The sequence below is a fragment of the Chryseobacterium antibioticum genome (assembly GCF_012927325.1).
In the GTDB taxonomy this organism is placed as follows: domain Bacteria; phylum Bacteroidota; class Bacteroidia; order Flavobacteriales; family Weeksellaceae; genus Chryseobacterium; species Chryseobacterium antibioticum.
The window spans coordinates 257,914-284,311 of the sequence record NZ_JABBGI010000001.1 but is presented as its reverse complement, the minus strand read 5'-3'; the positions used below and the strand labels follow the sequence as shown (position 1 = coordinate 284,311).

Below are 26,398 nucleotides of genomic sequence, written 5' to 3'. Positions count from 1 at the left end.
TTATTAATTAAAAGATGGGTAAATACCCTGCGTTGCAATAATGCATCTCAGAGTAAGGAAGGGAGATCTGTTTTCATGAGGCTGATTTCCTCCTGCCGGGTTAATCATGGTAGACTTCATGGTAGTATTCGCTGCCGCATCAGAATATTCCTTGTCTAAAAGTTTCGTATCTGCAGGAAGGCTGTTGGTTGGGGCATTCTGATTTCCTTCACTCGTTACAGCGTTTACCGTATGAGAGTGGGATGGCATTTCCTGTTGAGTTAAAGTAACAGATTCGCTGCCTCCGGTCTGACCTACTACATAGTTATTAGCGCTACCGATACCCAATCCTAGGGAGATAGGTGCTCTTCCCCTCATGTCCGGTAATGCAAAATTAGTGGTCCCGTTTCCTCCGAAGGTTGTTCCTAATAAGGAGAAAAGAGCTTGGTTTTGGTTGATAGACAGGAGTTGACCGTTGCAGTCTGCCCATCCAACGGGAGTTCTGTTATAAGGAACAAAAATTATTTGTCCAAGATAAGGATCCATTTGTGCTTTTAAAGAAGGCGTAAATGCCCCACTTACAAGCAGAGTAAATGCTAAAATTAAGTTTTTCATGATGATTAGTTTAAGTAATGTAAAATTATAAAATATTTTATATAAAATAATTATATAAACAAAAAACCTTTCATAATTAACTGAAAGGTAGGATTTTATTAATGTGTGTTTATGTTCTGTTGGATTTTTAATCTATGGATTCAGCATTTTATGGTACTCTGCAATGTGGAGATAGCCTTCCTCTTTTATGCTTACCTCCAATTGATGCTTTCTGGCGGTTTCATAAATCTCTTTAGGCAGCATGCTTCCTTTTTTACTGAGCTCAATACTCATGTCTTTCAACAGGTCCAAATGAAGAATCAGATCTTCTCTTGTCTTTTTGGCCAGATCCTGTATCAGTTTTTCTATTTTCTTATCCGTGATATCATGCTGCATACGGTGCGGATAATCTTCCAGGCTATAAGCGGCCTGATACTCTTCATCGAATCCATACTTTCTGATATAATCAGCGGCCAGAGCTGTTGCCTGCTCTCTGTCATGGCTTCTTCCTATACTTGCGTTATTTTCACCAAAGACAATTTCTTCAGCAATACCTCCTGCCAGATAGATTTTAATTTTATGCAGAAGGCTTTCCTTGGTATCATGAATCTGGTGAGGGAAAGTAAATCCTGCGGCATAGCTGCTGGCAACTTTGCTCTTTAGCTGTAGCGGTGCAAAACCTGTGTGTAACATATACGAAATGGCATGTCCGCATTCATGAACGCTGATGTTGGCCACCGCATCCTGTTGGTTGGACTGGCGTATACTGTCGATCCTTCCTGTATAAGGAATGCTGATGATACGTTTTCCCACTTTTCCCAAAATGGTTTTCTCTTTTACCAGATAGTCGATTTCTATGGTTTTGTCATCATTGATGATCGCTTCAAAGAGAAATTTGCTGAGGTTCGTATCCAGAATATCAACAACACTACTGAATACGGGGCGTACTCCCTGAACAGGAAAAACTCCATTTCTGTAAATCAGTTCATTGATGTTTTTACTGACCTTCAAACTGATCCCGAATTTTGACTTTGTTTTCGTTTTGAGGTTATTTATTTCCCTTTGAACCAGTTGTTGGAAATCTTCTGTTTTTAATGAAAAATAAATCAGATGGATATTTCCGAATCTGGCTACCTGTTCCGGACGAAATTTCCTCGACAGCGCATTTTTTATATCAACAACGGTAATTTTCTTTGTAAAGGCATGATAGATATTGGCGTCTATATCTGCCTCGCTCGTTTCCCGGGACATCTGAAAAGCTTCATCCAGATTTCCGCTGATGATGATCAGCATTTTACTATAGTCTATCGGCTCATAAATCTTCTTTTCCTTTTGCTTCTTAAGGATAAGCTTGATCATATCTTCCTCTTTCATATCAATGATGCTCATCACATCATCTTCCATGCTGAGGTATTTCTTCAGTTCTTTTGCATCCCAAAGGTTCAGGTATGGATTTTCATCCATTTCTGCCTCACCGTTCTTTTTGCGTCGGTCATTTTCCTTTTTGCGTAAAAGATAGGAGAACAGATAATGCTCAAGATCATCACGTTCTCTTTTGCTTAATCTGCCATCGCTTAAAAGCTCCCAGAAATCTGTGAATTTTGTCTGTGGTACTGGTGTACCATCAGGATCAATCGTATTAAAACGCTGGATTTCGTCAAAGAGTACAATGCTGGGTTTTTCATCATTGAGACGGTTGCTTTGGAAAATATCAGATACACTTTTGCTCCATGTGGTTTCATCATTGTTGCTCAGTTCTATCTCTACGAAACGGTTTTGAAATTCCAGGAACCGGACAGTTTTTCTTACCAAATCTGTTTTTCCTACGCCTGTCATTCCCCATAGATTGATTACCACGGGACGTGTCAGGATTTCGGGCATCAGGTACCAGATCTGGATATATTCCATTAAATCATCAATAATCTTATCGATTCCGATGAATTCTTTTTTCAGGAATGCTTTGCAGTCGTCCAGCTTTTTCTTTTTCTTCTGGATCTCTTCTTTATCAATAATCATGCGTGAAAAATACGCTATTTTTTTAAATTATCCTTAAAATCGTCGATTCTGAAATCGGTCAATGCATTTCCTTTTTCAATTTTTTCTTTAGAATAAAGCCTGAAATCATTTTCTGTCTTTTCTAACAGGTGATCATAAGGTCCTACATGGGAAATTAATTTCACCAAGACCGGAGAAATCTCAAGACATATAAAAAGTCCCATGATAAAAGCTGCTGCCAACCCAATGATCGCTGAATTTTTTCCAAGTTCATCCAATGCCTGCAGCCTTGCCGCAAATCCGTTAAATTTATCCTCAAAGGTTTCTGATGATTTCCTTTCAGTTTCCAGATTCGTATAAACTTTAGAGATTTCTTTATCTAAATATTCAACTCTTGGTGCATTTTGCTTCTGGAAGTTTTCCAGATCCAGACGTCGCTGTTCCTTTAATTCCTGCTTACGTTTTGCATTGGGACCATAGCCCTCTTTACCACTCGTTAACCCTGACTGTTTTCCGAGGATTTCTTTTTCAAGTTCTACAGCAGCTGAGTCATATGCCTTTTGATATTGTACTGTCTTTTCAGCAATCTGCTTTTTTTCTGTTTCAAACGGTCCGCTTTGCTGTAAAATTCTGCCGCTCATTTCACCCTGAAGTTGTTTTTTATTTCGTTGAATAATGGTATTTAACTGCTTATTGACTTCTTTTTCAAAAATTTTAAGCTCTAAAGGTTTTGAAATAATGATTCCTAAAAACGTTGCTAAAATCAGACGCGGTACAGCCATTAAAATCTGATTCCACCATGTTCCTGTTTTTTTGATAGAGGAAACAATATAACGATCCAGATTGAAGATCATTAATCCCCAAAGAATACCAAATCCTACGGAAGTCCACACATTATCAAATACTGTATACATAGCGTATCCTGCAGATAGGGTTGCAAAGACTGCGGTAAACAGTACAATTCCTCCAATTCCCGAAAATTTATTCCATTCACTAGGAGTCTTTCTTAAAATATGAATGTTTCCTCCGGAGCATACCATCAGAAACTTCTGGAACCAATTTATTTTATGATTCGCTTGATTTATAGTTTGTTGGTTTGTTTTCATACCTGAAAATTTATACAAATGTAGTACTAAAAATCATACCAATGTAAAAGATAGTATTATGTTTTGCCAAGTAATTGGGTGTTTTTATTTAATTGATTGATTTACATTGTATTATTTTGATTGTTGGGGATTTAGGCTGGAATGTAATTATTGAGGAAATTGTATAACCTGATATTAATGGTTATATAATGGCTTTATTGTTTTAACATAGAAAAAAACACATATCCCAAGAATATAAATATATCATTTATTATTTTGATAAATAATATCTATATTTGCGCTGAATAAATCAAAAAATATTTGTAAAATGAAGAAAATAAGTATTCTTTTAGTGCTTTTTTTATTTTTTAATGCTTTTTCTCAAAATGTTGAACATTTTTGTGGTTTTGATGAGGAAATGAGAAAAATGGACATTAGATTTCCAGAATTAAAGAAAAACAGAGAAGAGGTAGAGACGAAGCTGAGAAATATGGACAAGCAGTCTTTTCTTAACAAAGTAGGTGGAACAACGGCCTGGAACGGTTTGTATACAGGGCAAACTTTTGAAATTCCAATTGTAGTACACGTTATTGAATCAGGGGCTGTGGCTAATTCAAATTTGACGCTATCAGATCAGGATGTGATCAATTGGATCGACAGAGCGAATAAAATGTACGCTACTACGTACGGAAACGGGTTCTATCCGGAAGGAGCAGGAGCAACCGGAGGAAACGTTATTCCTTTTAAGCTTGTATTAGCTAAAAGATCTCCAACCTGTGCCCCAACCAACGGTATTGTAAGATATAACGGAAGTACAATCCCTTTGTATGATACGAGAGGAGTGAAGTCTGCTTCTACAGGAAATGGAGCAAGTGACAGCCAGATAAAAACGTTAGCGCCACACTGGCCTGAGACATCTTATTTTAATATCTATGTAGTCATTGGCTTTGATGGTCAGCAGCAAAATGCAGGTGGGCTGATGGGATATGCAAGATTTCCTGAATCTTATGACTATTTCTATGAAAGCTTTATGAAGGTGGCCACTCTTAAAAATCAGAATGATACCACATTGACCCATGAACTTGGACATGCTTTTGGCCTGTACCATACTTTCCAAGGAGTGAACTACACAAGTCAGACAACATGTCCTGTAAATAATAACTGTGCAACAGACGGAGACAGAGTTTGTGATACATCTCCTTCAAGAAGTATGTATGGTGTTGCTGTCCCGACTAATGCCAGCGTTGACCCATGTACTACGCAAAATTATGACGGAACACAGTATAACGTAATGAATTATACTAATTCTAACCGTAAATTTACAGAGGGACAAAGAGATCGGGCGATCATGCTGATGATGGAATACAGAAAGAACCTGATCTCCTCAACAGCGGGGCAAGATCCAGCCGTTGTGATTCCATCTCCGGTTGCAGTAGTCGCTGCACAGTGTAATCCGGTGGGAATTGTAAATCCAGCCAATAATAATTTTGGAATAGGAGCTTCAAGAGTACAGTTCGGAACGATCAGCAGTACCACCAATGGATATGATTCAGATGAGCCTGCTCCAAAGTTTTATGAAGACTATGCTTCAGCTACTTGTATCAGACCAGCATATGCTACCGATATCCCTTCCAACTCAAGTACTGAGCTGAAAGTTACTTATGACAACGGATTCGGCCAGGCAGATAAATTTAAGACGAAAGTATGGATTGATTATAACAATAATGGAATATTTGAAGAATCTGAATTAGTGGTCAATGATTTGTCTGTTTCCATGGCATCAGGAGCAAGAAAAGTTGTTACCGTAGGAATTACGCCTCCTGCTAATGCTGTAAAGAATACCTATTTAAGAATGAGAGTTTCTGTAGATGCAGCTACATTCAACGGAGTTGCACTTACCGATGGTACTGCGTGTTCACAAGTTCAATACGGGCAGGTAGAAGACTATGCGGTAAGAGTAACCGGAGTTTTAGGAATTTCTGAGGTGAAAAATAACGCAACCGAGTCAAAAGTTGTTTATCTGAAATCTGAGAATAAATTAAAATTAGCCGGAGAAGGATTTTTTGGAGATTACCAGATCCATGACATGAGCGGTAAGCTTATCCAGAAAGGAAATATGAAAAGCAATGAAATCCAGATCGAAAAAGAACTTACGAAAGGAGCATTTATTATTAATTACTCTGGTAAGAATAAAAATGAATCAAAGAAATTCTTAAACAATTAGGTCTAAGACCCTTCAAACATACAAAAAGCCCCAATTTAGGGGCTTTTTTCGTTTATACTATTTCAACCTATCCGGGTTCTGCTTAAGAAAACTATCCCAGCCGCTGAATGATTTTGTGCTGGCTACAGTTCCGGAATTAAAATGATGACACACTGCAACTGCCAGACCATCCGAGGCATCCAAATATTTTGTAGGAAATTCTTTTAAGTTTAAAAGATTCTGAAGCATTCCTGCAACCTGTTCCTTACTGGCATTTCCGTTTCCCGTAATGGCCATCTTGATCTTTTTGGGCGAATATTCTGTAATCGGAATATTCCGGTGAAGGCTTGCGGCCATAGCTACTCCTTGAGCACGGCCCAGTTTAAGCATACTCTGTACATTTTTCCCAAAAAACGGAGCTTCAAGAGCAACTTCATCAGGATGGTATTCATCGATCAGGGCTAATGTTTTGTCAAAAATATATTTCAGCTTCGTTTCATGATTCGGATATTTTTTTAGGATAAGCTCATGAATGGAAATCATTTCCATCTTACCTTTTTTAATGGAAATAATGCCGAAACCCATAATGGCCGTTCCCGGGTCAATACCTAAAATTATCTTCTCTGAAATCATGGCTCAAAGATAGGCTATTCTAAACTTTTTTATTTGAGAAAATATTATTTTAAATATTCAACATCTTGGGAAATATTCATAACTTTAAAATAAAAATGTCATGAAAAATTTACTTAATCTTTTGATGGTTCCCGCACTGCTGTTATGCAGTTTTCAGAAAAGCAGCACGTTAGGCTATTTCCGGGATAAGGTTTCCGGTGCTGAGATCTGGAAAGAAGGCAAGATTGTTTATCTGTTTTTTCAGACCGATAAAGAAGCTGGCGGAAAAGAAAGAATTGTCCTGCAGGAAAAGAAAATTACCGAAGGAAGACTGAAATTTACCCCTTCATTTGACAGAAGTGAAGTTGAACCCGGAGATTTAATTGTGATTCTATCCGATTCTGGGGGAAAAGAAGTAAGCAAACAGTTGGTGAAAAATCCGCTGCATCCGGAAATGGAAGTCTATGAAAAAGAAGGAGTCAGCAGAAAGAAAATACCCCTTGAAAATGCAGAGTTCAGCATAAGATATACTTATTCTGAACAGATTCAGATGGTAAAAATCGAAAAAGTAACTGAATCAGGAACACAGCTTTTATTCACCCAAAAACTATAACTATGAAAAAAACTTTATTAGCCCTCTTGATAGGCAGCTGCTTTGCTGCACAGACTTTTCAGACTGTTCCCCTTCTTCAGAGCGGGACAAATGACAAACGGATCATTATTGCAGTGTTAGGCGATGGTTTTACCACTGCTCAGCAGACTTCCTTCGTTTCATCAGCGCAGGCTACCGTTAATTATCTTTTTACAAAAAGTCCCTACACGGAATATAAAAATTATTTTAACGCCTATGCAGTCAAAGTGGTTTCTACAGCTTCCGGAGTAAAACATCCGGGGACAGCCACTGATGTGACAGAGCCTGTAATTCCGGTTTCTAATCCCAGTAATTATCTTGGATCTTCCTTTGATTTCGGGGTTCATCGCTGTATGTATAGTAACACCACCAACAAAGTAGGTCAGGTTCTTGCCGCTAATGTTCCGGATTATGATATTACCTATGTGTTAGGGAACTCAACTGAGTACGGAGGGTGTGGTGGTGCCTATGCATTTGCTTCGCTCAACGGATCATCCAATGAAATTGTTGTTCATGAATTGGGACACTCGTTCGGAAAGCTGGCTGATGAATACTGGTTTTCCGGTTCAGGAGAATCTCCCAACAAAACCCAGACATCCAATCCTGCTACAGTAAAGTGGAAAAACTGGGTAGGAACAAATGGAGTAGGTGTTTATTCCTATACTGAGAGCCCTTCATGGTTCCGTCCCCATCAGAGTTGTGAGATGAGGTATCTGAATCAACAGTTCTGTTCCGTCTGTAAAGAAGCTATTATTGAAAAAATTCACTCATTGGTATCTCCGGTGGATTCTTATACACCTGCTAATACTTCAGCGGTTAATGCCAATTCTAATGTAACATTTACCGTTAATGAAATTCTTCCGATTCCCAATACGCTGGTCAATTCCTGGAAACTGAATGGAACACTGCTGGCATCAACCGCCAATACAATTACCATTTCTCCTTCCCAGCTGAACGCCGGAAATAATACCCTGATCTTTTCCGTTAACGATAATAATCCGCTGCTTAAGGTGAATAACCACAGTACCGTTCATTTTACCAATGTCACCTGGACCCTGAATAAATCAACAGCTAGAAAAATGACCGACATAAAGGCAGAAGAAAGAAGATACAGTATATATCCAAATCCTTCAGATGGTGAATTTTTTATCAGAGGAAAACAGGATTTTTCTGGAAATCCAAAGGTTGAACTGTATGATGCTTCCGGAAAACTTATTCAGGGAAAATCAGAGCTTAAAGACCGTTCAACGATTTGGGTGGATATTAAAAACCTTCCGGCTGGAACCTATCTTGTGAATGTTTATGAAAATGAAGGAATGTTCATTTCCCAGAAAATCATTAAAGAATAAATTAATAATATTCAAAATAGAGTGCCGCTTGTATAAGGCGGCATTCATTGTTCGTTGACGTTTCCTATCAGCCTCTTTTCCGCAATGGGAACCCATTTCTGATCATGGCGGAGAAGTGTGATTTTGTCAACTGTAAATTTAGTTTTAAATTCTTTATGCTTATAAATCTCCCACGCTTTCAGGTAATTATCATAACTAAGGTTCCTGTATCCAACAGTCATGTGAGGGGTGAAGGAATATTTGATGAAATTGAAATACTGTCTTACTCTTTGATGAAGAATATTTAAATTTTCATTGTGTTCGGGCTGTACAAAAAGAACCGGATTTTTGGGATTGGGAAAACTTCCAAAACCATTCAGTGTAATTTCAAAAGGAGGGAGATCCGTATCTATTTTTTGAAAAGCCGTATGAATATCGCTTTCCAGCTCAAGCTCTCTGGAAAAAGGAGGGAATAAAGTGATGTGTGCATCATTTTTCAACGCCTTTGAATTGTCGTAATTCAGGGCCAGATCTTTTTTAAATGCTTTTACCTCTTCAATGATTTCCTGAGGAGGATAAACCGCAATGAAATACATTTTTTTCATACAACAAAATACATTTTTTCTGATAAAATTTATATACATAAGAAAATTATGCATAGATTTGTAAGGTATTAAAATAACATCATTTGAAAAAGAACAGCCTCTATAAAGGAACACTCCAGAACATTATTCTAAAACTGCTTTCAAAAGAAGTGAAGATGTATGGCTATCAAATAACCCAGCGGGCAAAAGAACTTACAGAAGGAGAGCTTGAAATGACGGAAGGAGCGTTGTATCCGCTGTTGCATAAATTGGAGAATGATGGGATGATCACATCAGAGGTTCAAAAGATCAACGGAAGAGACCGGAAATATTATCTTTTGACTGAAAAAGGGAAAAAAGATCAGGCTGTTCAGGAGAATGAAATGAAAAGCTATTTATTAAATCTAAATGCCATTTTTAACATATGATGACTGAAACACAGGAAAATCAGGTTACAGATTATCTTATTTTTCAACAGCTACCGCTTGATATTTTACTGGAAATCAAAGATCACATGGTATCTCAGATTTTAGATGTCCAGATCAATGAAAATCTAAATTTTGAAGACGCATTTCTGAAAGTGAAGAAATCCTGGGACGGAGAATTTAAAATGGTGAGTTATATCTTATTTTCCCCTGTAAAGCTTCCTTTGATTGCAAAAAGGATCATAAAAGAAAAATACAAAAATCTGCTGAAAATATCGTTTATAGGCGGTCTTATTTCCTTTGGAGTTAATCTTTTGCTGATCTATCTTTCAAAAAATCAGGAAGACTACCAGATGTTTTTCCGATTACTAAACGGGATGTTCCTGCTGGCGTTGGTTGCGGTTTGGCTTTTCAATATAAAGATTTGGAAATACATGAAAGCGGACTTTAAGTATAAAGGAACATGCTTCTATACAATGTATCAGAAAAATGTAGGACTTATGGTTGGAAGCACTGCTGCAATGGTACAAATCGTAGGAAAAAACGGACATTATGCTTACCAGTTTTTCAGAACTCAAAATACCACAGAGATCTTTGGAGTTCTTGTCACATTAATCATTCCTTTCGTATTGCAGACTGCTGTCATCTTTACATTATTCAATTTCTTTGAGCATAAAAAATCTCTGAAGAAACTACAGGATTTTCTTCAGCCTGCGAATAATTAATATACACTAAAAAACTGATTTTAAAATAATATAATAACCTGAATTGTTAACATGATAAATACTGCACAGGAAATAGAGATCATCCAGTATCTTCTTTCAAAAAAACTGGATCAAAAGCTGCTGTTGGAAATCAAAGACCATTTTATGCTTCAGATCACCAACCTGATGGGCGAAAATAATTTGGGTTTTCAGGAGGCTTTTCTTCAAGCCAAAACAAACTGGAAATACGAGCTTGAATTGGTAAAAGCTGACTTCCTTTCAGCCAGAAAAGTCTCAAGAATTGAGAAAGATATTCTTCAGAACAGATTCAGAAAGATGACAGGATATGCTTTACTGAGTTCCGTTTGTTTTTTAATTTTACTCTATATAAAACCTGATCTTTATAATGAGGTGCAAATGGTAGCTTTTGCAGTTATATTAGGGCTTTCGGGATATAATTTTATCTTCAGAAAAATGAAGTTGTACCATTATACACAAATCAGTTTCCATCCTTTGCTGTTAAAAAATCTGTTCGTGGGGCTGGTGGTGATTGGATGTACTTCTTTCTTCTTTCAGGATTTCAAAGTGATTCTTTCTGTTATGATAAAACCTTTCTTTTTGTTCGCTACTGCTGTTCAGATTCAGCTTCTATATTGGAATGCAAAGAAAGTGAATGTTTTGATTTAAGCTGTAACAAGATGTTTTCAAGATTGTCTGTGATCTTTTTAACTTCAACATGCGGTCGGAAGGTTAAACTCTTCCCTTTTTCTTCATCCGCAATATTGGATAGAATAATTACCGATGTTTTGGTTTGCGGATAATAAATATTCAGAGACGGAGAGCCTTTGACGTAGCCACTGTGAAAAAAGCATTCAGGTTTTCCAATATTCATCATAATTCCGTAACCGTAACCCATTTTACCCAGAATAGCATGATGTCTTTCTGCGCTTTTAGAACTGAACTGCTTTAACGTTTCAGGTTTCAGGATCTTTCCGCCATAGAGGGCATTGTTCCAAAGGTGAAGATCGTCTATTGTAGAAAGAACGCCGCCTGCTGGAGTTCCTATATCTTTTCCAGCCAGTCGTTTCGGCATATTGGGAACTGCTTCAGCGTTTTTTCCATTACCCAGATAAGCGTTGGCAAAATTGGAGCCTTCAAAAAGACTTGCGGTAGAAGAACTGGTCATCCCCACTTTTTTGAACAATTCCTGAGCATTTTCATCATACGATTTTCCGGAGACGGCTTCTACAATTTTCCCCAATGCATTAAAACCATCATTAGAATAGAAAAAATCTGAACCACTTTTGAACATCAGTTTTCCTCCAAACATATTAAGCCCTGAAGTATGGTTTAAAAGCTGGTGAATGGTGATATTTTCATATTCTTTGGTCTGAAATTCTTTAAGGTATTTTGATGCTTTATCGGTAACATTCAGTTTCCCCTGTTCCACCTGAAGAAGGATAAGTACTGCAGTGAACTGCTTGCTTACAGAACCGATGGCAAAAACAGTGCTGCTGTCCATTTTTGTTTTAGTCTTAAAATCTGAATAGCCGTTCTCTTTTCTGTACAACTGCAGCGAATCTTTAAATACAGCGATACTTCCGTTGAAATCATATTTTTTAAAAACAGAATCAATCTGCTGCTCCAAAAGAGTGGTCTGGAAAGCTGTAATCGTAGAATCGATGACCGCATTTTTGTTAATGGGTTTAGGGGGGGGAACCAATTCATTTTTACATGAAATTAAACCGGATACGAGAAAAATAAATAAAAGAAAAGAAGAGATTTTTTTTGTCATTTTGTGATGGGAAATAAATTTTTACAGCATTGTCTACCAAAAATAAGAAAAACCGCTCAATGTTAAAGGGCGGGAATGATGAAATATTATTGGTGATAAAGGGAAAACACTGTAATCCGTTACTCCTTTTTTACAAAAGCAATGAACAGATCATTAAGACTTTCATCAGTTGGGGAAAACTTCACAAAATCTTTTGAAATATAATAAACGTCATTTTTGTTCTTAAAAACAGGTTTCTGGTTTTAATTCGGGTAAAAAGAAGCTTCCCCAGACTTTATTTAAGGATCAGATCACAGAACCAGAAAATATATTCTCCTTCCTTATCTTCGGCATCGGCTTTAGGATAGGTTTTCTTTACCGTTTCCCCGATTTCAAACTGCACGGGTTCTTTGAAGATAGGGCCGTCGAAAGTAAACGTATGAAATTCTCCGTTTTCTCCACATGGATCAACATTTTTGGGAAGATCACGGATGAAGTCTTGATCAATTATTCTGCCTGCAAAACTTTTATCAAGATAGGTTTCATTCACGCAGGTAACGATCGTTTTAAAACCAAGATCAAGAAACTCGTGGATAAGATCAGTGGTGTTTTTTTTCCAAAGAGGAAAAACGGCTTCCATTCCGATAGATTGTAGCTGCTCTTCCCGATACTTTCGGAGGTCTTCCAGGAAAATATCTCCAAAGACAGATTGGGTGATTCCCATCGCCTGAATTTCCGACATGGTCTTATTCATCAGATCCCGGTATTCATCCATAGACGGTTCCTTGGGGAGTTCCATTTTAATTAAAGGAAGTCCCAAACTTTCGGCCTGCTTCTCCAAAAGTGAAACATGAACACCGTGCATAGAAATTCTCTGAAACTCTTCGTTGATGCTGGTTAACAGAGTGGTTACTTCGATACGGTTTTCCTGTAAAACATGATAAAGGGCAAGAGTAGAGTCTTTTCCGCTGCTCCAGTTGAATACGGCTTTTGGTTTCATCCCACAAACATAGTAAATATTCAAAATAAAAAACTTCAAAGCTGATCTGCGATGAAGTTCCGTTTTATTATTTTTTTAATTGAATTAATCATTTCTGCGATATGAAACCACAATTCCATCTTCCAGGTCATATTCTTTTCCTAAAAGCTCTTCAGCAAAGATTTCGGATAAAAAATAGGAGTCAATGTCCTTATTTTTTTTGTTTTTTTCATATTCTTCTTTGGAAATTTCCTCTCCATCCAGAAAGTATAAGGTGTTTCTGTTCTTCGGGTTAAATTCTACTTTCTTTGCTTCATTCATATTCAGGATTAAAGCTGAATGTTCTTTTATTCTTCTATTATTGACCGAAAAGTAGAACTGATTGTGTTCTAAATCTTTATAATTGTAATTGGGTGCAGTTTCAACTACGAAGATATTTTGGAAACTGAGATTATCTTCGGGAATACTAATGTTGTCGTAATGACCCTCAGAGCTGTATTTTTTTGAAAGGGTAAGAAGGCTGATGGTATAGTTTCCTAAAGCACTTTTATCACTTGAAAATTTAATATTTATTGTTTTGTTTACCGGGGTATAATAAGAGTCCCTATCAGAATCATCATCAGAACGTTGTGCATAAACGATGAGTCCATCTAAGACTTCATTCCTTAAAGTGTCACTTATTTTTTGCTGTGCATTGAGATTGGATGAAAACATAGCAGCAAGAAAAACTCCGCCGGCTATTTTTCTAAAGGGAAATTCAAAGAAATTATAAGTTGTTTTTGTTTTTTCTTCTGTAAAATATAATCTTGAAGCCTGTATTCTTCCGCATACAGATTCATTTGATTTTAATATTGATTTAATTTCCTCATCTGTTTTATCGGTGAGATCATGTACTTTTTTTGAACAAAGATCACAGAAACTTCCTCCGCTAATCTCTTGCATATTTTCACGGCCTACAGAACATGGTTCTTTAATCTGAAATTCTTTTTTCATCATGGTCAACTTTAGAATAAAAATACAAAAAAAACCTCAAAGAAATTTCCTTGAGGTTTGATTTATAATTTAAAACAGTAGTATAAACTGTCTGCCCGACACGGGCTTACATATTTCTTCTGTACTTACCACCCACTTCAAATAGAGCGTTGGTGATCTGTCCAAGAGAACAGTATTTCACCGCATCCATCATCACGGCAAATAAATTCTGCTGGTTGATGGCCGCATACTGTAGCTTTCTAAGAGCTTCTTCAGATTTATCTTCGTTTGATTTCTGGAAATTATGAAGCGTTTCAATCTGAACCTGCTTTTCCTCTTCAGTAGAACGGATCACTTCTCCCGGACGAACCGTTGGCGAACCGTCTTTTCCAAGGAAAGTATTCACCCCGATGATAGGATATTCTCCTGTATGTTTCAACCATTCGTAATGCATAGATTCTTCCTGGATCTTAGAACGCTGGTACATGGTTTCCATAGCACCAAGAACACCGCCTCTTTCCGTAATTCTGTCGAATTCTGTATAGACAGCTTCCTCCACAAGATCAGTTAATTCTTCAATAATGAATGAACCTTGTAATGGATTTTCGTTTTTGGCTAACCCTAATTCCTTATTGATAATTAACTGGATTGCCATTGCTCTTCTTACAGACTGCTCAGTAGGAGTGGTGATGGCCTCGTCATACGCATTCGTGTGAAGAGAATTACAGTTATCATAAATAGCATAAAGCGCCTGAAGCGTCGTTCTGATATCGTTGAAATCAATTTCCTGAGCGTGAAGCGAACGTCCTGAAGTCTGGATGTGGTATTTCAACATCTGGCTTCTTTCGTCTGCACCATATTTCAGTTTCATGGCTTTTGCCCAGATTCTTCTGGCTACACGTCCGATCACTGAATATTCAGGGTCGATACCGTTAGAGAAGAAGAAAGATAAATTCGGTGCAAAATCATTGATATCCATTCCACGGCTCAGATAATATTCCACATAAGTGAAACCGTTGGCCAGTGTAAATGCCAGCTGGGAAACCGGATTGGCTCCAGCTTCAGCAATATGATACCCTGAAATCGATACGGAATAGAAGTTTCTTACTTTCTCTGTAATGAAGAACTCCTGAACGTCACCCATCAGTCTTAAAGCAAATTCAGTAGAGAAAATACAGGTATTCTGAGCCTGATCTTCTTTTAAAATGTCTGCCTGAACCGTACCACGAACCGTAGCAATGGTTTTAGCCTTAATTTCTGCGTAAGCTTCAGCAGGAATAACTTCATCTCCTGTGATTCCCAATAGTTTTAATCCTAAACCATTATTGGAAGGAGGTAATTCTCCGTTATATTTTGGTCTTTCTAAACCTCTGTCATCAAATTTTGCTTTTAAAACAGCTTCAACCTTAGCTTCAAGTTTGTTTTCAGCAATATATTTTTCAACATTCTGATCAATGGCAGCATTCATAAAGAAAGCCAGCAACATCGGAGCAGGTCCGTTGATCGTCATAGAAACCGAAGTCATTGCATTCACCAGATCAAAACCTGAATATAGCTTTTTAGCATCATCTAATGTGGCAATAGAAACCCCCGCATTTCCGATTTTACCGTAAATATCCGGAGGTAAAGCAGGATCCTGACCATACAAAGTTACAGAGTCAAACGCTGTTGACAAACGTTTGGCATCCATTTCTGCAGAAACATAGTGGAATCTTCTGTTGGTTCTTTCCGGACCTCCTTCTCCTGCAAACATCCTTGTCGGATCTTCACCTGTTCTTTTGAAAGGGTAAATTCCCGCGGTGTAAGGGAAGCCTCCCGGAAGGTTTTCCTGACCTTTCCATTTGATAAGATCGCCCCAGTCCGTATATTTTGGTAGTGAAATTTTAGGAATTCTTAAGTGGGATAAAGATTCTGTTGAAGTCTCAACTTTGATCTCTTTTCCACGTACAAAATAGGAATAAAACTCAGCTTTGAAAGCGTCTTTCGTGTCATCCCATGTTTTCAGGAAGTCGATATTTTCCTGCTGAAGGTCTTTTTCAGCTTTTTGGTATTCAGCCTCTAAAACTTCATTAGTAAGGAAGCTTTTCACGCCTTCTATATGGTACATTTTTCTGGCTAATGCAGCCTGTTTTTCAACGTTAGCATCGTATTGTCTATTGTTTTCAACAATTTCAGATAAATAACGAACTCTTTTTGGAGGAATGATCGTTACTTCTTCGGTAATTTCCTGTTCAACAAAACCTTGCAGATTTAATGCTGAGAATTTTTCATTTACTTTTTCGATCAGTCTGTTGAATAACTCAGTGGTTCCATGATCGTTGAACTGAGATGCTTTTGTTGCATAAACCGGCATGTCATCCAATGGACTTTCCCACAACAAATGGTTTCTCTGGAACTGTTTTTTTACAGCCTGAAGTGCATCCAAAGCGCCACGTTTGTCAGATTTATTTAAAGCAACCAAATCTGCGTAATCCAACATGTCGATTTTTTCCAACTGAGTAGAAGCTCCATATTCAGGAGTCATTACATACATGGAAACATCGGCAAAATCTGAAACTTCTGAACCGGATTGCCCGATACCCGAAGTTTCCAGAATGATCACATCCGGATGAGCCAGTTTCAAGACATTCAAAGCAGAATGGATGAAAGGCGAAACGGAAACGTTATTCTCTCTCGTCGCCATTGAACGCATATACACTCTCGGATCATTGATCGCGTTCATACGGATTCTATCTCCCAAAAGGGCTCCTCCGGTTTTCTTTTTCGAAGGGTCAATTGAGATGATAGCAATTTTTTTATCAGTATTCGAACGTAAGAAACGTCTTACCAATTCGTCTGTTAATGAGGATTTTCCCGCACCACCAGTACCAGTAATACCAATGATCGGAATATTTAAATCTTTCGATTTTTCGTCAATGGCTTTTACCAGTTCAGGTTTTTCGTCAGAAAAGTTTTCTACCGCAGAAATGATTTTCGCAATGCTGGTAGAGTTTTCAAAACTAATTAAATCCAGATCATCTGCTGTTACTTCTTTTCCTGTGGCGAAATCTGATCTTTTAACCAAGTCATCGATCATTCCCTGTAAACCAAGTTCACGGCCGTCATCCGGAGAATAAATCCTGTCGATTCCATAAGACATGATATCTTCAATTTCCTCAGGCAGAATTACACCGCCACCGCCACCAAAAATCTTGATTTGCGGAGAGTTTTTCTCTCTTAAAAGGTCGTAGATATATTTAAAATATTCGTTGTGACCTCCCTGATATGAGGTTAAAGCAATAGCATTGGCATCTTCCTGGATCGCTGTGTTAACAACTTCCTCTGCTGATTTGTCGTGGCCAAGGTGGATGACTTCACATCCTGTTCCCTGGATCACACGGCGCATGATATTAATCGCAGCATCGTGCCCGTCAAATAATGACGCCGCAGTTACGATTCTCACTTTGTGAGTTGGAGTATATTTTTGGGTTTCCATAAAAAATCTAGAAAATTTCTGAATTTTCAAATATAATAATAAAATAAGAACCTTTTGGTTTTGTTTAATAAATTGATTTTAAAGGAGTTGTTTATAAGTGGGTGGTTGTTATTTCCCCAACTTAACAATCATTCGTTTAATAATGACAAGTAAATTCTCTATTTTTGCACCATAATATATATAGTATGAAAAAGGCTTTGATGTACTTTGCGTTAGGAACGGTTCTTAGTTTCCTGATCAATTATTTTTTTTACAGTTCTACGAATATCGGTCTTGATATATATTATGCACTGGCTTTTGGGATCGCTTGGGGAATTGCGTATTATCTGGATACCCCCAATTTCACACTGCCCCAAAAATTAGGTATTTCTTTTGTGGCAATGGGAGTTCTGGTATTGATAGGAACATTTCTATTTAGCCTAGAGCTGGCGATTCCTTCAATACTTAAATTTTCTACGGTTTTTGTAGCGTATTATTTAATTGCAAGTTTCAGAGCAAACAAATCTCTGCGCCGTTAATGCAGAAACAGAAAACTGATGATTCCTAATCCCATCAATAAAAAGCTGAATAGCATGGTGTTGATGGCAAACAGAATGGCACCGACTAAAATCGTAAGAGCAGGGTGCGTTCTGTACGTTCTGTAATGAGCTATAAAAAAGTAGCATCCGGCATAGACAATAGCTGATGTAATAAGAAGACCTTTCATTGCCGATGCAAAAGTACTCTCATCAAAATAGCTCAACAGTTTAGTTACTACAAAAAGCAGCAGTATGAGAAGCAGTAAAAAGGAAAAATAATGGAGTGTAAAAACACCATGGTCAAAGTACCACCATTTTCTTTTACTGTGGAATATCCATAGCAGAAAAGCAAACAAAGGAAGGTACAGGAAAAGGGCTTTCGGTAAATTGTGAATTGAACTCTTTATAAACATATCGGTAATTTCACTTGTAGAATGACCTTTTTTTTCCAGTTCAAAAATCTTTGCAAGAAACGGGCGGAATAGTTCAAATTTGTGTCCGTTTTTTTCTTCTCTCCTGTCAAAATCAGCCATAGATTGTAATCCAAGAGATTGTGTAATGCTTTTGCTTTTAAGGATTTTCTCGACGTCTACATCATTGTTTTTAAGCTGGGCTTCGTTTCCTGTTTTGGTAGAATCAAGGGCTTGGGTCAATGCGCCGCCTGTAAGAGAATCAGCAATGGCAATATCCTTAGAATCTTTAATGAGCTTCCGGACAGATTCATTTTCAGAAACTTGTTTTTGAATTTCTTTCTTGGTGACTTCCCCTGTTTCTACTCCCTGTTTTCCAAAATCTACATCTGCTATCTGGAATGAAATAAATAGAAATGTCACAAAACTGATGAAAATATAGAGTTTCACAGGAGGTACGAATTGTGCTCTTTTTCCCTCCAGATAAATCTTGGTGAGTTTTCCCGGCTTAAAAAGCAGATTTTTCATCGTTCCCCAGAATTGTCCGTCATAATGGGTGAAATCTTCAAAAAAGTGAGTGAAGAGATAATAAAAAGGATGGCGGCTTTCAATATTTTCCTGTCCGCAGTGTGGGCAGAATCTTTCTTCAACCTCATGCCCGCAGTTCAGGCAGGTTTTATCTTCTCTTGTTTTTCCGTGGCTCATGGATCGTATGGTTTTGGCGCAAATATAAATATTTCGCGATATAAAATAATAGATCGATAAGCTTTTAGGGATATGTTTTAAGAAAAGTTAATAAAGAAAGAGTTTAGGAATAAAACTCTTTCTTTTATCACTTGTGTTTTTAGAATCTTCTAAATGTTTTTTTTCATCGGTCATTCATTTTACAAGTTCTGTGCCAAAAAAGGGATTGTAGGTAAATCTATTAAAGCAAAGGCAAAACAGGAGGCTTGTATAGATTAAATAAAATATGTTTTCGGGTTACGAAAATTATTTGTACCTTTGCACACCCTTTTAGGGGAAAATTATGTTTAATCTTTAACTAAAACGTGTGAATACATTAAGTTACAAAACTGTTTCAGCGAACAAAGCTACTGCTAATAAAGAATGGGTTGTGGTAGACGCTGAAGGACAGCCGTTAGGAAGACTAGCTTCTACGGTTGCAAAGATTTTGAGAGGTAAGCACAAAACGAACTTTACACCTCACGTAGATTGTGGTGATAACGTTATCGTTTTGAATGCTGGGAAAATTACGCTTTCCGGAAATAAGTGGGCTGATAAGACTTACATCTGGCATACAGGTTACCCTGGTGGACAGAAGTCTATGACTGCGGCTGAACTTCAGAAGAAAGATTCTTTAAAAGTATTGGAAAAATCTGTAAAAGGTATGTTACCAAAAAATAGATTAGGATCTGCTTTATTAAAGAACCTTTATTTATATGAAGGAACTGAGCACAAACATGAAGCTCAACAGCCTAAAACAATTAATGTTAACGAATTTAAATAATTAATTATGTCTATAGTTCACAAAATCGGAAGAAGAAAAACTTCTGTAGCGAGAGTTTATGTAAGACCAGGTTCTGGTAACATTACAGTAAACGGTAAAGATGCTGCAACTTATTTCTCTACAGACGTTATGGTTTATAAATTGAACCAGCCGTTTATCCTTTCTGAGACTGTTGGTCAGTATGACGTTACCGTAAATGTTTTCGGTGGTGGAAATACAGGTCAGGCAGAAGCTATCAGATTAGGTATTTCAAGAGCTTTATGCGAAATCAATGCTGAATTCAGATTAGCTTTGAAACCTGCTGGTTTACTTACGAGAGATGCAAGAATGGTGGAAAGAAAGAAGCCAGGTCAGAAAAAAGCAAGAAAGAGATTCCAATTCTCAAAACGTTAATTTTCAGACTTCAGATACAAGGTTTCAGATTTCAGAATTTTTTTGGTCTGTTATCTTATGTCTAAAATCTATTTATCAAAACAAAAAATTGCCCGTTACGTTTAGCATCCAAACGCTTCTCCCATCTAAAGAAGTCGTTGATTGCATAAGAAGCGGAAAGTAAACTAACAAAAACAGAAAACATGGCAAAAGCAAATGTAAAAGACCTTTTAGAGGCTGGCGTACACTTCGGTCACATGACTAGAAAGTGGAATCCAAATATGGCTCCATACATTTTTATGGAGAAAAACGGTATTCACATTGTAGACTTACATAAAACAGCAGTTAAATTAGATGAAGCTTGTAGTGCTTTAGAAAAATTAACTTCTGCAGGTAAAAAAGTTCTTTTCGTAGCTACTAAGAAGCAAGCGAAAGAAGTGGTTGCAAAACACGCTTCTGAACTTAATATGCCTTATATTACAGAAAGATGGCCGGGAGGTATGTTAACGAACTTCGTTACAATCAGAAAGGCTGTAAAGAAAATGAACCATATCGACAAAATGAAAAAAGACGGTACGTTCGAAACTTTATCTAAAAAAGAAAGATTACAGGTAGACAGACAAAGAGCTAACTTAGAGAAAAACTTAGGTTCTATCTCTGACATGGTTCGTCTTCCTTCTGCGATCTTCGTTGTAGATATCATGAGAGAACATATTGCTGTAACTGAAGCTAAGAAATTAGGGATTCCAGTTTTCGGTATTGTTGATACAAACTCTGATCCAAGAAAAGTTGACTTCGTTATCCCAGGAAACGATGATGCTTCTAAGTCTATTGATATGATCTTGAACATTGTTTCTGATTCTATCAAAGAAGGTCAGACTCAAAGAAAAGCTGATAAAGAAAAATCTAAAGAAGAAGGAGAAAAAGTATCTGCTGAAACAGATGCTGATTTCGATGCTGAATAATTAAAGATTTTCTTTAATATAGGAAAAACGCTGGATCTTGTCCAGCGTTTTTTTTTGTATCTGGTATGGAATTTTGTATTTCTTTATCATATCAAACGATAGATCGGGAATCATTTTTTCAGATTGACCTGCAATATTTCTATAAACAAAACCCGCTTTCGAAAAGCGGGTTTTTATTTAGTTGTCTCGTCCTGAAAAAGGTTGACTATAAAACCATAAAAACAGTCACCCTTATGAATTTAAAAAAAACATTACCTCCTGTACAAGAATACAGTGAAGCGTTCAAAAGACAAGTTGTCTCCGAATATGAGCGAGGTTTATTTACGAAATCACAGTTACAGACTCGATATAACATTCGAGGTAATTCATGTATTTCCAGTTGGTTAATAAAATATGGTAACTTTACTTATGAGAAACAACTAAGTAAAGGCAGACCCATGAAAGATCCACAGAAACAGAAGATTAAAGAGCTTGAAGCTGCTTTATCCAAAAAGGAAGAAGAGCTCAAAGTGTTTAGGAAATTTATAGAAATTGCAGAGCGTGAGCTGAAGATTGAAATTGTAAAAAAGTCTGGTTCCAATCAATCCAGGAAATAAGGCCGTATACGAATCTTTCACTGGAAGATATCTGCCGATTGTTTGGATACAGTAAACAAGCTTATTACAAAAGGAAGAAACAGCCTGATTCTATAAATCATCAAGAAAGGATTATAGAGCTCGTATTATCAATTCGTAAAAAGATGCCTAAAATAGGTACTCGAAAACTTTATGTCTTACTTAAGAATGATTTTGACAAAGAAAAACTTCATGTAGGAAGAGATCAGTTGTTTAAGATTTTAAGATCAAATTATCTTTTAATTCCCAGAATACACCGCTACTTTAAAACAACGAACTCCAGACATTGGATGAAGAAATATCCCAATATTATCAAAGAAAAAGAGTTGAAATGTTCAGAGAAAGTCTGGGTTGCAGATATAACTTATCTCAAAACTAAAGAGAAGAATTATTATCTTCATCTGATTACCGATGCCTATTCAAAGAAAATTGTAGGATATGAATTGAGTGATAATTTACAGACAAGCTCTACGTTGAAAGCATTAAAACAGGCTATAAAGAATCGGCTCTACAAGCATTCCTTAATTCATCATTCAGATAGAGGGTTGCAGTATTGCAGTAAAGAATACACCGAAATGCTGAAAAAAAGTGACATTCTCATCAGCATGACAGAGAACTCAGACCCTTATGAAAACGCCGTAGCGGAAAGAGTTAATGGTATTTTGAAATATGAATTTGGATTGATTGATACTTTTGAAGACTTTAAAAATCTATCACAACAGCTTAAGCAATCAATTTACTATTATAATAATTGGAGACCACATTTTTCTTTGAATTATAATATTCCTAGCCAAGTACACATAAAAAATAATGTGAAATTAAAAACCTATAAAAAACAAAATCAGAATAGGAAAATTCCTACTCTGATTTAAGTATATTTGAGCAATAAAAACTAGTCAACCTTTTTCAGGACTAGTCAAGTTACTAATTTTGATAGCATACGAAGTTGAAATAAATTTCGTAGACTGATAAGATGAATTACAAAGCATCCCCGATAGTCTGTAATTTTGGTTTTTGGGAACCATGGTATAGCCAACCTTGCCGGAGGCTATGGGGATCTTTTTAAAGAAACCGCTGCTGCTTACGGTGAGAACCATGTTGCAAGGTGATTTATTCTCTACGGAAATAGATGTTCTGGGATTCATAGGAGAATCATCATTAAGAAGATCAGTTAAAACTTCTGCCGTTTCAGGCTTGTACGTTTTGAGTAGCTCCGTATATTCTCTTTCGGTGTTGGCCGCAGAAGTCCCGGAAGCTGAGGGATAAGTGGTTCTTATTGGATAATTACCATAGTTTGCATTACAGCTTATAAGACTCAGTGAAATCACAGAGAAAACGAAAAGCTTTTTCATACCAGTTATTTTTTCGATCTTTTCTTTTTTGAAGGCTTTACGGGAGCCGCTTCTTGGTTATCTTTTATCGGGTCCTTACCCGCTTCGGGTTTAGGAGTACCTGGATTTTCAATCACTACAAATATACTTTTTTTTATGTCTTTTTGAGAAGAGTACTTTACATCACAGACATTGCTATTCAGGGTATAAGAGCCTTTGTTGAGGATGATAAAATTCTCACCATGTGCAGGAACGGCCAGATTATGAAAGTCTTTTCCTTCAATTCTCAGAATGATATTGCAATCTGAATTATTTCTAAACAGAAGGACAGCCTCTTTTCTCGTAATATCTTCATCAAACATAGCGTTGAGAAGCTTTACTGTTTTTTCTTTGTGCTGGTCAGAGGTTTCAGCAATCAGTTTTTTAAATTCTTCCGCATCGTTAGAATTTGAATTCCTCATAAACCTGTCCGGAATATCAGTGATAACAGGCCTTGCTTCCATAGGTTTGGCGGTCTGTGCACCTTTTGTCCATTCGGAGTTCTTCAGGGCAATAAGTTTAGGCTTAAGAACGCTTCTTTTAGGATCTTCAGGATGAGCATTTTTAAGATATTCTTCAATTTCTTTAATATTTACGCTTTTTAGGATGTCTTTGTGTTTTTTCTGCGCAGAAGCAGAAGCCGCAATCAGGAGCAGGAAGAGGAGGGTCGTTAAAGTTTTTTTCATCAGTTTGTTGTTTTTACTTCATCAGCTTATCCGGAATTTTATATAAGTAATTGTTTTTCCTTTAGCCGAAAAAAGTTCTTCGTAATAGGTTTTTATATCTCTCAGGTGCTCTGTGTTGGGATCATATTCAGGAGCACCATAGATATCGTGGTGAGCGGTAATGATTTCATAGCCTGCCCCTTGCAGATAGCCTAGTGTATAGCCATGAAGAAACTCTGAATCCGTTTTTAAGTGGATGATTCCACCCGGTTTCAGGAATTTTTTGTATCGTTCTAAAAAGTCAGGATGGGTCAATCTGTGTTTGGTACGCTTGTACTTGATCTGGGGATCAGGGAAAGTAATCCAGATTTCGTCAACTTCATTTTCAGCAAAAAAATGATCTACAAGTTCGATCTGTGTTCTCAGGAACGCCACATTATTCATGCCGTTATCTACAGCTTCTTTAGCTCCGAACCAGAATCTGGCGCCTTTAATATCTATTCCGATGAAGTTTTTTTCAGGGAACGTTTTGGCCAGTCCTACAGAATATTCTCCTTTTCCACAACCCAATTCCAGTACGATTGGATTCTCATTCTTAAAGAAATCTTTTCTCCAGTTTCCTTTCAGGGGAATACCGCCTAAAGCTTCTTCTCTTGTAGGTTGGATAACATTTGGTAAAATCTTGTTTTCAGCGAATCTTGCTAATTTATTTTTGCCCATCGAGTCATTTATAAAATCTCGCAAAAATAGCGAATTTTACATAGACTACCTTGCCTTTTAAACATAAAAGACATGTATTGAGTGTATTTATATCCGGCTTATGGGGTTGCAGAACTTCCCAAGGTTACCAGAATCGCTTTTTCAATTGTTTTTTGCGAAGCATACTGTGCTCCGCAGACCAGACTGGTGAAAAGATACTGGCCCTTCTCTATAACGATTGAGCTTTCACCGTGGGCAGGAACAGCCAGCCTGTATTTGGTGGTTCCAACGCCTTCCATCCTTACAATGATATTACAGTCGGATTTATTCTGGATAAGAATGATGCTTTCCTTGCTGTTGGGATCGTTGTCGAAAAGGGAGTTCAATATTTTTACGGTTTTGTTCTTGTGTTCTACCGGATTTACGGCCATCAGCAGATTGAATTCTTCAGCTTCTGCATTGGGAACTGCAGCGTTCGCAGAGGTATTGACCACAAAAGTATTTTGGGCTGTGCTTGGCGTATAGACTACCGTGGATTGTTTTGCCGCAAGTTCTGCTTTGTATTTCGCGATCTGTTTTTGTTTGATAATCGCATTCATTTCATCAAAACTGATCTTTGTAGACGGTCTTCTTTTCAGGAGTGCAAGCATTTCCTGCATGTCTTTTACTTTCTGATCAGCGGGATGAGCCTCTTTAATATATTGCGTCATCATCTCCATCACACGGGGCTTTAGTACAGACCTGCGCGGATCTTCAGGGTGTGCATCTCTTAAGAAAGCATTGATCTCGTAGATATTCTTACTTTTTAAAATATTGCTGTAGTCTTTTCCCTTTTTCTGGGCAGACAGGCTGAAAAATAGAATAGAAGCAAAGAGTAAAAGTAATTTTTTCATTGACAAATAATAAGTAAGGGGTTGGTTTTCTCTCTTAATTTGTGTTTGGTCAATTAGTTTTCTTTATAATAACGACACACTGCTATTTTTATTTTAAACACTTAATTGTGGTATGAAATTAAGCATATTTTAAACAAAAAAAGAAATGTATACTATAATTTTTAAATCGGATACATTTCTTTAAAGATTTTTATGTCGTAAAATTATTTAATGACCTCCTGAAGATTTGAGGTTTTAAGCCTTTTCTGGTAAATCGGAAGATATTTTTCGATAGGAATTTTTATGGCTTCAAAATTACCAGCCAGTACATACGCTTCAATATTTTCTGATGTATAGACAAACTGAAGAAAATTATCAATCAGGTTTTCCGGAACCTTGAACTTCGTGAAATAATCTTTTCCAAGATAATTTTTGATTTGTGCCACAGAATTATTCATCCTCTCGTAGGCCATATAACGCTGTTTTTTCTTTCTGTCTCCCGAAAGGATGTCATAGATGCTTTCTAAGCTGAAAGTAAGCCCGCCGTCCCTTAATCCGGCAACAGGAAGCTCGGGAGATGTTCCATCACCTTTAGGCTCAGGTAACCCGATTACTTTTTTTATCGCCAGTGCTTTATCTACTTTTCGTATAGAATTGACATCATACCTAAGGTTTCCGGTAGGCTTGAAGCGCGTCAGTACAATTTCCTGGATCTCGTAATAGGCAATTTTTAATTCAATTAAATTTTTCTGCTGCATCATCTGAGGGGTCAGCTTTACATCCTTTCGTTCCGTAACAATAGAAGTAAAACGGATCACGTCGCCTGGAGCTGCAGGAATATTATAAGTACCGTTATAATCGGTAAGTACGGTTTTCTGGGTATTCAGATTGGTTACATAAACCTGGTTGAGATACAAAATCGAGTTATCTCTTAAAAATACCTCTCCGTTGTATATCTGTGCGCTGACTTTGGCTAGAAAAATCAGCATTAAAAGGGTAATTAACTTCTTCATATAATTAGGGCAAAATTACGTAGAAATACAGCAATTTATACCGATTAAGATAA

26 protein-coding genes are annotated in these 26,398 nt (G+C 37.1%); 11 read left to right on the top strand and 15 right to left on the bottom strand.

Annotation, left to right across the window (positions count from 1 at the left end; translation table 11 throughout):
- Positions 1–3: 3 nt before the first annotated feature.
- The 3 genes from HHL23_RS01360 to HHL23_RS01350 form a co-directional block, all read right to left on the bottom strand.
- Positions 4–594 carry a phage tail protein gene (locus HHL23_RS01360; protein WP_169233035.1) on the bottom strand — a complete coding sequence of 197 codons (591 nt, stop codon included), beginning with the start codon at positions 592–594 and terminating at the stop codon, positions 4–6.
- 132 nt (positions 595–726) lie between these two features.
- The gene (locus tag HHL23_RS01355; protein ID WP_169233034.1) at positions 727–2,589 is read right to left on the bottom strand and encodes an AAA family ATPase; all 1,863 of its coding nucleotides are present in this window, start codon (positions 2,587–2,589) and stop codon (positions 727–729) included.
- 14 nt (positions 2,590–2,603) lie between these two features.
- Entirely contained in the window at positions 2,604–3,674 is a 1,071-nt protein-coding gene (locus tag HHL23_RS01350; RefSeq protein ID WP_169233033.1) for a DUF4407 domain-containing protein, read from the bottom strand.
- 307 nt (positions 3,675–3,981) lie between these two features.
- On the opposite strand from HHL23_RS01350, the gene HHL23_RS01345 reads away from it, so the two are divergent.
- On the top strand, positions 3,982–5,877 hold the full coding sequence (locus tag HHL23_RS01345) for a zinc-dependent metalloprotease (RefSeq protein ID WP_169233032.1): 1,896 nt from the start codon (positions 3,982–3,984) through the stop codon (positions 5,875–5,877).
- A 57-nt stretch (positions 5,878–5,934) separates the two neighbouring features.
- Here the strand turns inward: HHL23_RS01345 and ruvC are convergent, their stop codons facing one another.
- Positions 5,935–6,489, bottom strand: coding sequence for a crossover junction endodeoxyribonuclease RuvC (ruvC, locus tag HHL23_RS01340; protein ID WP_169233031.1), 555 nt, complete (start codon positions 6,487–6,489; stop codon positions 5,935–5,937).
- Positions 6,490–6,589: 100 nt separating this feature from the next.
- Here ruvC and HHL23_RS01335 point away from each other — a divergent pair, with 100 nt between their 5' ends.
- Positions 6,590–7,081, top strand: a complete 492-nt coding sequence (locus HHL23_RS01335) for a hypothetical protein (protein ID WP_169233030.1) — start codon at positions 6,590–6,592, stop codon at positions 7,079–7,081.
- A gap of 2 nt (positions 7,082–7,083) precedes the next feature.
- Complete coding sequence (locus HHL23_RS01330; RefSeq protein ID WP_169233029.1) at positions 7,084–8,448, top strand: T9SS type A sorting domain-containing protein; 1,365 nt, start codon at positions 7,084–7,086, stop codon at positions 8,446–8,448.
- Positions 8,449–8,492: 44 nt separating this feature from the next.
- On the opposite strand, the gene HHL23_RS01325 is transcribed toward HHL23_RS01330, so the two are convergent.
- Positions 8,493–9,032, bottom strand: coding sequence for a 2'-5' RNA ligase family protein (locus tag HHL23_RS01325; RefSeq protein WP_169233028.1), 540 nt, complete (start codon positions 9,030–9,032; stop codon positions 8,493–8,495).
- Between the two features lie 83 nt (positions 9,033–9,115).
- Here HHL23_RS01325 and HHL23_RS01320 point away from each other — a divergent pair, with 83 nt between their 5' ends.
- From HHL23_RS01320 to HHL23_RS01310, 3 genes are read left to right on the top strand one after another with little or no spacing between them, the layout of a single operon-like run.
- Complete coding sequence (locus HHL23_RS01320; protein WP_076508939.1) at positions 9,116–9,439, top strand: PadR family transcriptional regulator; 324 nt, start codon at positions 9,116–9,118, stop codon at positions 9,437–9,439.
- Positions 9,436–10,161, top strand: coding sequence for a hypothetical protein (locus tag HHL23_RS01315; protein ID WP_169233027.1), 726 nt, complete (start codon positions 9,436–9,438; stop codon positions 10,159–10,161). The genes HHL23_RS01320 and HHL23_RS01315 overlap by 4 nt, the downstream gene beginning before the upstream one ends.
- A 51-nt stretch (positions 10,162–10,212) precedes the next feature.
- Positions 10,213–10,827, top strand: a complete 615-nt coding sequence (locus HHL23_RS01310; protein WP_169233026.1) for a hypothetical protein — start codon at positions 10,213–10,215, stop codon at positions 10,825–10,827.
- Here the strand turns inward: HHL23_RS01310 and HHL23_RS01305 are convergent.
- From HHL23_RS01305 to HHL23_RS01290, 4 genes are all read right to left on the bottom strand, one after another.
- Positions 10,766–11,935, bottom strand: coding sequence for a serine hydrolase domain-containing protein (locus tag HHL23_RS01305; protein WP_169233025.1), 1,170 nt, complete (start codon positions 11,933–11,935; stop codon positions 10,766–10,768). The genes HHL23_RS01310 and HHL23_RS01305 overlap by 62 nt on opposite strands.
- Positions 11,936–12,209: 274 nt before the next feature.
- Complete coding sequence (locus HHL23_RS01300; protein WP_169233024.1) at positions 12,210–12,914, bottom strand: Dph6-related ATP pyrophosphatase; 705 nt, start codon at positions 12,912–12,914, stop codon at positions 12,210–12,212.
- An 84-nt stretch (positions 12,915–12,998) separates the two neighbouring features.
- Positions 12,999–13,886 carry a hypothetical protein gene (locus HHL23_RS01295; protein WP_169233023.1) on the bottom strand — a complete coding sequence of 296 codons (888 nt, stop codon included), beginning with the start codon at positions 13,884–13,886 and terminating at the stop codon, positions 12,999–13,001.
- Between the two features lie 106 nt (positions 13,887–13,992).
- Positions 13,993–17,340, bottom strand: a complete 3,348-nt coding sequence (locus HHL23_RS01290) for a methylmalonyl-CoA mutase family protein (protein WP_169233022.1) — start codon at positions 17,338–17,340, stop codon at positions 13,993–13,995.
- Positions 17,341–17,525: 185 nt separating this feature from the next.
- Here HHL23_RS01290 and HHL23_RS01285 point away from each other — a divergent pair, with 185 nt between their 5' ends.
- On the top strand, positions 17,526–17,858 hold the full coding sequence (locus HHL23_RS01285; RefSeq protein WP_169233021.1) for a hypothetical protein: 333 nt from the start codon (positions 17,526–17,528) through the stop codon (positions 17,856–17,858).
- Here HHL23_RS01285 and HHL23_RS22395 read toward each other — a convergent pair.
- Positions 17,855–18,973, bottom strand: coding sequence for a DUF3667 domain-containing protein (locus tag HHL23_RS22395; RefSeq protein WP_228464531.1), 1,119 nt, complete (start codon positions 18,971–18,973; stop codon positions 17,855–17,857). The two genes, HHL23_RS01285 and HHL23_RS22395, sit on opposite strands and share 4 nt — an antisense overlap.
- A gap of 346 nt (positions 18,974–19,319) precedes the next feature.
- Between HHL23_RS22395 and rplM the strand changes: the two genes are divergently transcribed.
- From rplM to HHL23_RS01260, 4 genes are all read left to right on the top strand, one after another.
- Positions 19,320–19,775 carry a 50S ribosomal protein L13 gene (rplM, locus tag HHL23_RS01275; protein ID WP_034706094.1) on the top strand — a complete coding sequence of 152 codons (456 nt, stop codon included), beginning with the start codon at positions 19,320–19,322 and terminating at the stop codon, positions 19,773–19,775.
- Between the two features lie 6 nt (positions 19,776–19,781).
- Positions 19,782–20,168, top strand: a complete 387-nt coding sequence (gene rpsI / locus HHL23_RS01270) for a 30S ribosomal protein S9 (protein WP_042722891.1) — start codon at positions 19,782–19,784, stop codon at positions 20,166–20,168.
- 182 nt (positions 20,169–20,350) lie between these two features.
- The gene (gene rpsB, locus HHL23_RS01265; protein WP_169233020.1) at positions 20,351–21,112 is read left to right on the top strand and encodes a 30S ribosomal protein S2; all 762 of its coding nucleotides are present in this window, start codon (positions 20,351–20,353) and stop codon (positions 21,110–21,112) included.
- Between the two features lie 233 nt (positions 21,113–21,345).
- Positions 21,346–22,598 (top strand): IS3 family transposase gene (locus HHL23_RS01260; protein WP_169233019.1). Its coding sequence is split into 2 segments (ribosomal slippage): positions 21,346–21,673 and positions 21,673–22,598, totalling 1,254 coding nucleotides; the frame shifts between segments, so codons are not numbered across the junction.
- A gap of 24 nt (positions 22,599–22,622) precedes the next feature.
- Here HHL23_RS01260 and HHL23_RS01255 read toward each other — a convergent pair.
- The 5 genes from HHL23_RS01255 to HHL23_RS01235 form a co-directional block, all read right to left on the bottom strand.
- Positions 22,623–23,078, bottom strand: coding sequence for a DUF6759 domain-containing protein (locus HHL23_RS01255; protein ID WP_169233018.1), 456 nt, complete (start codon positions 23,076–23,078; stop codon positions 22,623–22,625).
- A gap of 5 nt (positions 23,079–23,083) precedes the next feature.
- Positions 23,084–23,782, bottom strand: a complete 699-nt coding sequence (locus tag HHL23_RS01250; protein WP_228464529.1) for a DUF6759 domain-containing protein — start codon at positions 23,780–23,782, stop codon at positions 23,084–23,086.
- A 21-nt stretch (positions 23,783–23,803) separates the two neighbouring features.
- Entirely contained in the window at positions 23,804–24,481 is a 678-nt protein-coding gene (gene trmB / locus HHL23_RS01245) for a tRNA (guanosine(46)-N7)-methyltransferase TrmB (protein ID WP_169233017.1), read from the bottom strand.
- Between the two features lie 98 nt (positions 24,482–24,579).
- On the bottom strand, positions 24,580–25,353 hold the full coding sequence (locus HHL23_RS01240) for a DUF6759 domain-containing protein (RefSeq protein WP_169233016.1): 774 nt from the start codon (positions 25,351–25,353) through the stop codon (positions 24,580–24,582).
- A gap of 203 nt (positions 25,354–25,556) precedes the next feature.
- Positions 25,557–26,345 carry a hypothetical protein gene (locus HHL23_RS01235; RefSeq protein ID WP_185194843.1) on the bottom strand — a complete coding sequence of 263 codons (789 nt, stop codon included), beginning with the start codon at positions 26,343–26,345 and terminating at the stop codon, positions 25,557–25,559.
- Between the last annotated feature and the right edge of the window lie 53 nt (positions 26,346–26,398).